A 9,916-nucleotide genomic window follows, 5' to 3' on the forward strand; every position below is an offset into this window, starting at 1 on the left:
TGACCGTGTTCTCGGATGCCAGCGCCGCCGCCTGGGACGAGATCGCCCGTAACGACCCGCGGGACTGGAAGAAGAACATCGCCCGGCACGCCCACGACTGGGTCACCTACTGGCGCAGCCACACGCAGGTGTAACAAAGCACAGCCACTGATGCTCCGGGAATGATGGGGGTTGCGCTGACTCCTCAGAGAGCTTGCCAGGGCCCCAGCAGGTGGCCGCGCGCACCCCGCAGGACGACTCCACGCGGACCGCGGATGCGACGGCGCCTTGATCCTTTCGGTGTCGGGCCTGTTCAATCAGCAGATGACTGAGACCGATGTCGGCCTTGGCACCGTCACCACGCCCTCCGGGATGCTCGTGCTGGGGATGGCGGGCTGGATCGACTACTGGCCGCAGGTGGGCCGGCCGCGGTCCGAGCGCGCCCGGACCGCAGTAGCCACCGGCGGCGGCCACCTGCACGGACCCGAGGACAGTGAGCCGTCCGCTTGGATGTGCGAGGCGATCGCTGTAGCAGCTGCCGCAGACCGGCCCCTGCGGGTTCGGGCCCAGACATCGGCCTCACCCTTCGACGGGGAACCGACGATCGCCGTCCTGGAGGTCGACCTCGGCCAGCCCTGGCCCAGCCTCGATGACGGCGAACCCGTGCAGCTCGGCGACCTGCCGGTCGACCGATGTGGCATGGTCCTCGGCGACGCTCAGGCGCTGGACGACTTCACCGGCCTGGACGGACAGTCCACCGACGGCCTGGCGGACGTCGCGTACTGGGGCACGTACGAAGACACCGTCCATGCGCAGTTCGGCGGTGACCGCATCCCACAGCACCCCGGCGGACACGGGCCGCGCGGGTGGCTCGACCTCCCCCTGGCCGAGGCCGAAGCGGTCGCGGAACGGCTCCGAACCTGGACCCAAGAAGGCCCCGGCAACGGGCTGATGGTCTCCGTGGACGCCCACACCGACTTCCACCGATTCAACCGATCTGGCTGGAGCCGCCCACTGCTGGCGGGTGTCATCGACCTCGGCGGCTGCCCGGTGCTCGGTCTCGGCTGGGATCCCGGGGACCACTCCATACGCCACCGCGGAGAGCGGGCCCACGGACAGGTCTACCCCGTCACCCTCGAAGCTCGCGCAGGCGAAGCGGTACTGCGCTGGACCATCCCGCCGTACGACCCTGACCTGTGAACCGCACCCCGGCGTGAAGGGTGCCCGGAGAACTCAGTTGAGCCGGACGGTTCAGCCCGGCACACTCGCCCGATGAGCCACAGCACACAGCCGGGCCGCTGGGACGGGCCCTGGTACCGGGTTCGCACCGAGCACTTCGAAGCCGCTTTCCTGCCGAACTCCGGCGAGGATCTGGAGTCTGTGGACAATGTCGACGTCTTCGTGGACCTGAAGGACGGATCCCGCTGGAGCGCGACCATCATCACCCTCGGACAAGTCGAGGTCATCATGGCGAGATGGGCCGACAGCGGGGAAGCCCTGGGAGGCCGCTACTTCTGGTGCTCAGACGGTCTCATCGTCCGCGATCCCGGCATCAGCAACATGACCCAGGTCCTCACCGGTCTGATCGATTCCGACGAGTTCACGCAGATCCTTCACCGCCTCGACGTCTGACCCAGCACCGTCCAGGCCGCGACGGCCTGCCAGTTGAACGACCCAGCAGCCCCAGGCCCTCAGTCGTAGATCGGGAAGGACGCCTGGAACGCCAGGCGCTCGTCGGCCGCGTCGCCGATGTCGGCGAGAACCCCGTCGAGCGCAATGAACTCCTCCCATGCCGCCCGGCCAGTCGCTTCGGCCAGCCGAGCCACGACGATATCTTCCAGGTCGGGAACACGCTTGTTCTTCCAGATCTTGTCGGCGAGGCTGACCAGCAGGTCGTCCAAGCCGAACCGCGCGTCCACCCATGACGCGTGAGTCGCGGCGAAGCGCGCCAGGTCCGGGCTGATGCCGTGGCCGAGCAGAAGAGCCTGCCCGGCCTCCTCGTGCGCCGATCCGGGCCCGGAGAGCTCGGCGAGGTGCACCGTCTTTCCTACGTCGTGCGTGGCCGCCCCGAAGAGCACCGCCTCGCGGTCGAAGACCACGGCGGGATAGCGCTGTTCCACCCAGTCGACTAGCTGGTGCGCGACGTCATGGACAGCGCGCAGGTGGGCCGCCAGCCGCGGCGGACTTCCCAACTCCGACAGAAGCTCTGCGACACGATCCGGCAGAGGGAGCATGGGCGGGCTGACGGTGCCGCTCATGGCTCTCGACAAGTGGGTGTTGGCCATCACCGCGTCAGGGTACTGACAGCGGCCCCCCTTGCGTACGTAAGAGGAACCCCCACCGAACCATTGTGATCTTGCTCGGTCGGGATGATCGACCTGTGCTGACGGTGTCTCATTTAGGGTGTCCGGTGATCTGTACGCTGAGCGGGGGCTTACCGTACGCTCCGGGCATGAGCGAACGCGTCGGCTACGCGAGATGCAGTCTGGACAAGCAGGACCTCACCGCCCAGCGCGAGATCCTGCTCAGTCTGGACGTTCCGGAGGGCCGGATCTCGACCGCCTCGCCCGCTCGGTTCCCGACGCCCGCGACATCGGCGACTCGCTCACCGCCCGCGGCGTCAAGCTCTCGCTGGGCGGTGCGCTGTACGACCCCGCCGACCCGATGGGCAAGATGTTCTTCAACATCCTGGCCACCTTCGCCGAGTTCGAGGTCGACCTGCTACGCATGCGCACCCGCGAAGGCATGGCGGTGGCGCGGGCCAAGGGCAAACTCAAGGGGAAGCGGCCCAAGCTCACCGCCCGTCAGCAGACGCACCTGGTCCAGCAGCACCAGTCCGGCGAGCACACCATCGCCGACCTCGCCGAGCTCTTCTCCGTTAGCCGCGCCACGGTCTACCGCGTCCTTGAACGCCACCAGAACGCACCCGCGCCTTCGACCTCCGGCGGGCAGTGACGTGCTGCCCTACGTCTACCGGGTCACCAAGTACAACCCTGCCGACCGCGATCAGCGCGGCCACTACACCGGGACCGAGCCTTCCATCAGCGACCACGGACCAGTCGAAGCCGCCTACCTGCAGGCCATCGCCGCCTTCGCCGAAGAGTTCGGTGTCGACCAGCTGGCCATCCGCGAGCCGCAGATCGGCGGCTTCGCCCACTTCGGCCTGGAACCACCGGTCGACGGCTACGGCCTGGCGGACCTCTTCCCAGCCGGCCTCGCCGGGTTCCACGACGGTGCGCTGGTGCCGATCGCCGCCGGTCTGGAACTCGTCCGGGCCATGCTCCGCGACAGCGGGGCCTGGTGCCGCCTGGAGGCGGAGGGAGCATTCGCGGTGCACGTCGGCTGGGACCAGTACCTCTTCATCGGCAGCAACCTGCCCTGCGAAGCGGCGCTGGCCCGCGCCCGCTCGCTCGGACTCTTCCCGGAACGTCTGGACGCTTCTCCGTACGAGTTCGCCCCCGACGACCCACTGCGCGTACAGCGCCCGGCCGACGCCGACTTCTGGGCCCGCCTGCACTGGGCGGTCAGCGCCCACCGCGCCACGTTCCTGGAGGAGACCTACGCCGCGAACGCCTCCCGGTGGCACCGCCTCACCCGCGACAACATCGAGGCGGTGCGCTCCCAGCTGACCCCGCGCGCACAGCTGGCGGTCTGGCCGGACCTGCTCACCGACGTCGACGCGGCAGTGGCCTCTCTGCCCGACGAGGGCCTGGTGGAAATCATCTGGGAGGACAAGAACGGGCGGATCACCAGCACCGTCGTGGACGAGACCCAGTTCGAGGCAGTGACCTCCCAGCTCGCCAGCGCGTGTGCTGCCGGCGTCGTATCCCTGGCTACCGATGAGCGGCACCCGCTGTTCACCGCTGTACTGCCCGACAGCGACGGTGTTCTCCGTGCACGCTGGCAGACCGAGCCGACGCCCAGCGACCGGGACTGGGCATTCCTGAAGACCCTGCGGCGCGGCCAGGTTGTCACCGGCACGGTGACCACCATCGCCAGCTTCGGCGTCACCTTCGTGGACATCGGCGGCTTCACCGCGATGATCAACATTCCGGAGCTGTCCTGGCGTCCGATCAACCACCCGTCCGACGTCGTCAGCGTCGGCCAGGAGGTCACAGCTGAGGTCCTCGACGTCGACATGGTCCGGGAACGGGTGCCGCTGTCGCTTCGAGCAATGCAGGAAGACCCGTGGCCGCAGGTAGCGCAGAGGATCGGCCAGGTGGTCATCGGGCCGGTCACCAAGATCGTGCCGTTCGGCGTCTTCGTCCGCATCGAAGACCGAGAGGACGGCTTCCAGGGGCTCGTGCATACCAGCGAGCTGGATGAATCGTCCGGAGACGTCGTCGAGGTCGGCGACGCCCTCACTGTGAAGATCATCGACGTCGATATCGCGCGCCGTCGTATTGCCCTGTCACATGTCCAGGCCCTTGCCTCCACTACAGAAAATCAGCCGCGTGACTGACGACGAGAGGAATCCGATGCAGGCCGAGTTGGACGATGCGCTCGCGCAGCGTGACGCGATTCGGCGCGAACTCGGCGATCTGCGCGCATGGCTCTGTAGAGTGCTCGGAATCCTGCGTCAGGAACCGGGACCCCAAGGGCTGACTGTCCTGAGCGTCGCGTCCGACAGGGAGATCGTCGCCGCTGTCGCCCAACTGCGGGCCGAGATTGATGCCCTCAAGCAACCCAGCGACGGTACAGACCCGCGCTGGTCGCAGATCGACTACCTGATCTTGGAGGGGCGAGGATTCAAGCCCTGCAGAGGATCTGTGACGAGTTCGGCGGCGGCATTCACGATGCGCTCGACCTGCTGAACCACCGCTACATCCGACTACATCAAGACCGCCTGATTACGTAGAGCTACTTGTCACTTCGCGGCAGCTTCGGGAGTACAGGGCCCCGATCCCCGTGGGTTCAAGGAAACCGAGGACTATTCACCGCGAACCCACGGGTCCCACGGTGTGCTTCAGGTCTGTGCATCCGTGGGCTCGGTTGGAACACGAGGGTGCTGAGCAAGCCGGAGGGCTTCGGCCGTGACATCGGCATCGACCTGCTCCGGTGTTGTGTCGCTGTATTCGAGGGTGTCGTAGTCGTCATCGAGTTCAGCGAGCCGTTCGGCCAGCGGCAGCTCGTGTCCGAAGCGCTGGTGAATCCGGAAGGCCAACTCTCGTGGTGTCAGCTCGCCAGCCATCATCCGGGCGGCAAGTGCTCGTGCGGCGGCTTCCTGGCCGCCAACGCTGCCGGGTGGATAGAAAGTGAGGCCCAGTTCGTCGAGTGCTGGAGGAAGGAGCTCGGGGACGTCGTAATCCGCCTCCGCGCGTGTGCACGCGGCAAGGATCCGCAGTGCGGGACCGTCGAGGCCAGCAACGAGTGCATCACAGGCAGCGTTGACCACGTCGGTGGCACGGCTCTCGCCGATTCTCCAGAGAACGGCATGGTCCTGAAGCGCGCGGGCTGCTGATTCGGTCGACAGCATCTGTCCATGATCTCGTCACAAGGTGAACCAGGGCGACCCGATTTCGTCACTGTGATGCCTGCTCAGTGGTCTCTCCCAGAAGTGCGCGCGCGGAGTCCGCGTAGCGGATGGCGGTCTTCTCGTCGATTCCGAAGACGAGGGCGAGGTGGAGTGGGTCGGCGCCGTGGGTGAGGGCCTCTTCGAGCTGGCGGTCGACACGGAGCCGTTCCAGGGTGGCGGTGAGGTTGCGCGTTAAGGTGGGGGTTGGCCGTGTTCGGCCAACGGTTGCGGCGGTGGTCGAGCCAGTCCAAAACCGCACGGCGGGTGAGGTCGTCGAGCGGACGGACGTGACCGCCGATGGTGATGCGCCGGTTGCCCAGGTCAACGTCGTCCAACTTCATGGTGCGGATCGTCTTCGGTCGTGCTGCGTGGATGGCGGCCAGGGCGATGATGAGCCGGATGTCTGGGGTGGTGGCGGTGGCGATGGCCTCGTCGATGTCCGTCTGGACGAGAGGAACCAGCGCAGCGTGCGATCGGCACCGTTGATCAGCGGCACCATCCGCTCGCGCGGGCCCGAGCCGCGGGCGCCCTTGCCGTGGCGCACACGGAGCTTGCCGAAGCGGCCCAGGTCCCACTTGATGTCGGCCAGGTCGATTTTGCATGCCTCGCTCACCCTGAGTCCGACCTGCGACATCAGCTTCGACGCGGTGTAGTTCCGTGCAGTGGGGGGCGAACTTGCGGCAGGTCGCCAGCTCGCCGCCCCAGCCGGTGAACAGTGTCTTGATCTCCGGCTCGGTCGGCGGGATCCGCAGGGCGGCGTCCTTGGATCCCCGCGGGCGGTTCATCTCGTCGATCGGGCACTCGAGGACCCGCCCGGTCATCCAATGGATCTCGACCTTGTGCCGCAGTTCCAGGAACAGGAAGTACGTGGTCAGCGCCTGCGCGCGGGCCAGCCGGGTGCCGCTCGGCGAACCCCGCAGCGCCTTCCCGAAGTATTCGTCGGCGTCGGCCGGCTCCATGTCCCATAGCGGTCGCCCGAACCAGGTCCGCATCTGGTCCAGGTGCCCGACGTCCCCGCGGATGGTGCCGCCCGCCAGCCCCGCCGATGCCCGCGCGAGGATGAACCCGGCGAGCACGTCGGTCTCGAACTGTTCCAGTTCCTCCGCCGAGACCGGATCGCGGAACTCACGCAGGTCGCGTACGGCTGCCAGCGCCAACCCGAGCCTCCTCGCCTTCACCTGTGGGGCTCGTAAAGTCGTCGTTGCAGGTCAAGCCGTGTAGCAGTATTCGTTGATGACGCCGCCGAGGATGCGGGTGCGTAGGAGTCTGCGGCCTTCGAGCTCGTGTACGGCGACGGGCTGCTGGTCGGCGCCCGGAGGTAGTTGATTGCGGGCCCGGTGGGGGCGGTGCTCGTTGTAGTGCCGCTGGTAGGCGGCCAGGACCTGCCGGGCGTGGGCCTCGTTCAGGATGAGGACATGGTCGAGGGCCTCGCGCCGGATGCTGCCGATCACCCGCTCGCAGTGGGCGTTCATCCGAGGGGCCTGCGGTGCACTCTTGAGGATCTCCATCTCCTCGGCCTCGAAGACGGCGTCGAAGGACTGGCCGTACTTGCCGTCGCGATCACGCAGCAGGAAGCGCAGGGACTCCATGCGCGTGCCGAGGTCGGCGGCCAGGTTTCGGGCCTGTTGCACCGCCCACTCCCGGGTGGGGTGTGCGGTGACGCCCGTGATGTGCAGCCGCCGGGTCCCGTGTTCGAGAAACACCAACGCGTACAGGCGCCTGCCGAGAGCAGTGTCGAGATGCAAGAAGTCGACGGCAATGATGCCCTCGGCCTGGTTGGTGAGGAACTCCCGCCAGGTCGGGCCGGTACGGCGAGGTGCCGGGTCGATGCCCGCTGCGTGGAGGATCTCCCATACCGTGGACGCGGCGATCGGGTGCCCGAGACGGGCCAACTCGCCCTGGATCCGCCTGTGCCCCCACTGCGCGTTCTCACGAGCGAGCTGCAGGATCAGCTTCTTGATGGCTGCCCTGGTCGGCGGTCGTCCGGTACGCGCGCGCCGGACGCCGTACTTCCACTTCGCCGCAATGAACCTGCGATGCCAGGCCAACAGCGTCCCGGGAGCGACCGGAAAGACCTCGCGCCAGCGGCGACGGGGTATCAGGCCGGAGAGGGCGGCCAGCCAGAACCGGTCCGCGGGCTCGTAGCGGACCGGGCCGGCTATCTGACGGCGCAGGTCCACGTTCTCATGCCGGAGTACGAGCAACTCGGCGTCCTTGGCGGTGTCGCGACGCAGCAGCACCCCGGGAACAGACAGCAGCTTGCGGGCCACCTTGTAGAGGATCGAGATGATCACGCGGACATGATCCCAGCCGAGAGTGCCCCACCGTCCCGACCTGCGGCGATGACTTTACGAGCCCCACAGGCTTCCGCCGGGCCCAGATCGAACTGGCCGGTCTGTGGCCGCGTGCCGCTTCGGCTTGGGCCCGGCGGCGAGCCGGGTACGTGCGGGTCGCGTGCGAGGGTCAGGAGCCGAGCTGGTGGAGAAGGAGATCGGCGACGACCGGCCGGTGGTCCGAAGCTGCGGTCCCCAACTCGCGGGTGGCGGTGACGGCGACCTCGGGGGAGACCGCTACGACGTCGATGCGCTTGACCGGGGCGATCGCAGGATAGGTCTTTCCGCCCTGCGGAGCGGCGTCGGCGAGCGGTCCCCACAGCTTCGCCAACTCGGGGGCGCCAGGCTCGGCGTTGAAGTCACCGACGAGGACCTTCGGCCCGAAGTCCTTGGCCAGGATGCCCAGCATGTCGTCCACCTGAACCTGTCGAACCGCCGGGTCGGCGCGGTAGTCGAGGTGCGTCGAGTAGACGTGCACCACGGTTCCGCGGACCCGGACCGTCACCTCCGCGAAGCCGGGGGCGGGGGCCGGCACCGGGTTGGCCTCCTGGGTGGACAGCCGTGTGCTCTCGTGGTTCTCCGCGCTGACGACCGGGTAACGGCTCAAGATCGCGACACCGTACTGGCGTCGTTCGGTGCGCTCAGGGGCGGGCGGCAGATCGTAGATCGGGGCGAAGAAGACCCGCATGTGCAGCCGTTCGGCCAAGTCACGTGCCTCGTCGGTGAAGTTGCTCCGGGCGTCCCAGTGCACGTCGACCTCCTGAAGGCCGATCACATCGGCATGGAGGGACTGGAGCGCCTCCGCGGTGCGGCCGAGGTCGAAGACGTTGTCCTCGCCGGCTCCCGCGTGAATGTTGTACGTGGCCACCCGCAGCGGCACGCGTCCGGCTTCCGGTCCGTCGTCGGTCGACTGGCGCGCCGAGGCAACCCCGGGCGATGTCGCACCGAACGCCGCGAAGGCGAGAACACCGGCGGCCAGCGCCCGGTAGACAGACGGTCGATTCCTGCGCTTCACCTAATCCTCCAGATGATTGACGGACTGACGATGTGCTGCGGGTGTCGGGCTGGAACGACCGGCGATCGCTCCCATACGTCTCCGGCACGCCGTGCTCCTGCACGCTCCGTACCTCCGCACCCACCTGCCACGCCCGGCTGATCATCCCGAGAACGGGTGGCCATGCCGCAGCATGCGCCCGAAATCGTGTTGACCTGCCCCCTGACCACAGGCGAACTCCGCGGCGCCATCCACCGGATGGCCCTCATAAGTGCCGAAACTCCCGGCGGCGCGCACCGCGCCGCCGGCGCACGTGGCGAACGCCCCGCACGGCCGGTACGTCCTCGCCCCCCGAGTGAGCTTCCCGCACCAGGGGCACAGCCACCACATCCGCGCCGTCCCCCTCGCCATCGGCGACGTCATGGGCCTGACCCCCGACGAGTTCGCCAAGGGCCTGCTCCGCAGGCTGACGGCCAATGTCCATCGCCACACCACCGGCACCGAACCGGCAGAGGCGTCCCGCGCATAGGCGGGTGATTTAGTGCGTTGTGGCAAACCGGATCTCGTTCGAATGTCAGCGGGTGATCCTCTGGACGAAGGTTCGCGTGCGGCCGCGGGCATAAGCGAACGGGCCCCTTGGTAGTGACGCGGTTACGACACCAGCACGACCAAGGGAGCCCGTTGCCCGATCAGTTGAGCAGCATCTCTGTGCCTGCGTCCACCACGGTCACCCCTGGGTGTGACTGCTACGTGCATCGGTTCGGTTCGATCGCTCCGGGACGGCGGGCAGGCTGCTATCCGAGTGACATGACGGATGCGGAGTGGGCCGAGGTCCGCTCCGCGATGCCTGTGCCGGCCTGGCTCCTCAAGCGGGGCGGGCGTCCGGAGGCGTTTTGCCACCGCGAGATGCTCGACGCGGTGCGCTACCTCGTCGACAACGGCGTGAAGTGGACGGCTCTGCCGGTCGACTTCCCGTACTGGCGGGCGGTCTACGACTTCTTCCGCCGCTGGCGAGCCTACGACTACGTGCGTGAACTGCACGAACGCCTGCGCCGTAGGGCGAGGGAACGCTCAGGCCGCAACGCCGAGCCCAGT

The 9,916-nt window shown here is 67.7% G+C and carries 12 protein-coding genes; 7 read left to right on the top strand and 5 right to left on the bottom strand.

Annotation, left to right across the window (positions count from 1 at the left end):
- The first annotated feature begins 303 nt into the window (after nucleotides 1-303).
- Together VXC91_RS38655 and VXC91_RS38660 are read left to right on the top strand one after the other, a co-directional pair.
- On the top strand, nucleotides 304-1,179 hold the full coding sequence (locus tag VXC91_RS38655) for a hypothetical protein (RefSeq protein WP_329512031.1): 876 nt from the start codon (nucleotides 304-306) through the stop codon (nucleotides 1,177-1,179).
- Between the two features lie 72 nt (nucleotides 1,180-1,251).
- Complete coding sequence (locus tag VXC91_RS38660) at nucleotides 1,252-1,611, top strand: hypothetical protein (RefSeq protein WP_329512032.1); 360 nt, start codon at nucleotides 1,252-1,254, stop codon at nucleotides 1,609-1,611.
- A 59-nt stretch (nucleotides 1,612-1,670) separates the two neighbouring features.
- Here VXC91_RS38660 and VXC91_RS38665 read toward each other — a convergent pair whose 3' ends face one another.
- On the bottom strand, nucleotides 1,671-2,264 hold the full coding sequence (locus VXC91_RS38665; protein ID WP_329512033.1) for a phosphohydrolase: 594 nt from the start codon (nucleotides 2,262-2,264) through the stop codon (nucleotides 1,671-1,673).
- 193 nt (nucleotides 2,265-2,457) lie between these two features.
- Here VXC91_RS38665 and VXC91_RS38670 point away from each other — a divergent pair, with 193 nt between their 5' ends.
- The 3 genes from VXC91_RS38670 to VXC91_RS38680 are packed head-to-tail and all read left to right on the top strand — an operon-like array spanning nucleotide 2,458 to nucleotide 4,793.
- Nucleotides 2,458-2,934, top strand: coding sequence for a recombinase family protein (locus VXC91_RS38670; RefSeq protein WP_329512034.1), 477 nt, complete (start codon nucleotides 2,458-2,460; stop codon nucleotides 2,932-2,934).
- The gene (locus tag VXC91_RS38675; protein WP_408057586.1) at nucleotides 2,885-4,441 is read left to right on the top strand and encodes a S1 RNA-binding domain-containing protein; all 1,557 of its coding nucleotides are present in this window, start codon (nucleotides 2,885-2,887) and stop codon (nucleotides 4,439-4,441) included. Before VXC91_RS38670 ends, VXC91_RS38675 begins: the two co-directional genes overlap by 50 nt.
- Entirely contained in the window at nucleotides 4,434-4,793 is a 360-nt protein-coding gene (locus VXC91_RS38680; protein ID WP_329512035.1) for a hypothetical protein, read from the top strand. The genes VXC91_RS38675 and VXC91_RS38680 overlap by 8 nt, the downstream gene beginning before the upstream one ends.
- Nucleotides 4,794-4,945: 152 nt before the next feature.
- Here the strand turns inward: VXC91_RS38680 and VXC91_RS38685 are convergent, their stop codons facing one another.
- From VXC91_RS38685 to VXC91_RS38700, 4 genes are all read right to left on the bottom strand, one after another.
- Nucleotides 4,946-5,455 carry a hypothetical protein gene (locus tag VXC91_RS38685; RefSeq protein ID WP_329512036.1) on the bottom strand — a complete coding sequence of 170 codons (510 nt, stop codon included), beginning with the start codon at nucleotides 5,453-5,455 and terminating at the stop codon, nucleotides 4,946-4,948.
- 62 nt (nucleotides 5,456-5,517) lie between these two features.
- Nucleotides 5,518-6,651, bottom strand: coding sequence for a hypothetical protein (locus tag VXC91_RS38690; RefSeq protein WP_329512037.1), 1,134 nt, complete (start codon nucleotides 6,649-6,651; stop codon nucleotides 5,518-5,520).
- 51 nt (nucleotides 6,652-6,702) lie between these two features.
- Nucleotides 6,703-7,788, bottom strand: a complete 1,086-nt coding sequence (locus VXC91_RS38695; RefSeq protein ID WP_329512038.1) for an integrase core domain-containing protein — start codon at nucleotides 7,786-7,788, stop codon at nucleotides 6,703-6,705.
- Between the two features lie 169 nt (nucleotides 7,789-7,957).
- Nucleotides 7,958-8,842 carry an endonuclease/exonuclease/phosphatase family protein gene (locus tag VXC91_RS38700; protein ID WP_329512039.1) on the bottom strand — a complete coding sequence of 295 codons (885 nt, stop codon included), beginning with the start codon at nucleotides 8,840-8,842 and terminating at the stop codon, nucleotides 7,958-7,960.
- A gap of 250 nt (nucleotides 8,843-9,092) precedes the next feature.
- On the opposite strand from VXC91_RS38700, the gene VXC91_RS38705 reads away from it, so the two are divergent.
- Entirely contained in the window at nucleotides 9,093-9,350 is a 258-nt protein-coding gene (locus tag VXC91_RS38705) for a hypothetical protein (RefSeq protein WP_329512040.1), read from the top strand.
- A gap of 278 nt (nucleotides 9,351-9,628) precedes the next feature.
- Nucleotides 9,629-9,916 (top strand): transposase (locus VXC91_RS38710; RefSeq protein WP_329512041.1); only part of this gene is annotated, 288 nt, incomplete at its 3' end.

The organism is Streptomyces chiangmaiensis (assembly GCF_036281785.1).
Taxonomy (GTDB): Bacteria; Actinomycetota; Actinomycetes; order Streptomycetales; family Streptomycetaceae; genus Streptomyces; species Streptomyces chiangmaiensis.

Bases quoted from the DNA above. Each gene is read 5' to 3' on its own strand.
- VXC91_RS38655 (WP_329512031.1), top strand. From the start codon at position 304: ATGACTGAGACCGATGTCGGCCTTGGCACCGTCACCACGCCCTCCGGG.
- VXC91_RS38660 (WP_329512032.1), top strand. From the start codon at position 1,252: ATGAGCCACAGCACACAGCCGGGCCGCTGGGACGGGCCCTGGTACCGG.
- VXC91_RS38665 (WP_329512033.1), bottom strand. From the start codon at position 2,264: ATGGCCAACACCCACTTGTCGAGAGCCATGAGCGGCACCGTCAGCCCG.
- VXC91_RS38670 (WP_329512034.1), top strand. From the start codon at position 2,458: ATGCAGTCTGGACAAGCAGGACCTCACCGCCCAGCGCGAGATCCTGCT.
- VXC91_RS38685 (WP_329512036.1), bottom strand. From the start codon at position 5,455: ATGCTGTCGACCGAATCAGCAGCCCGCGCGCTTCAGGACCATGCCGTT.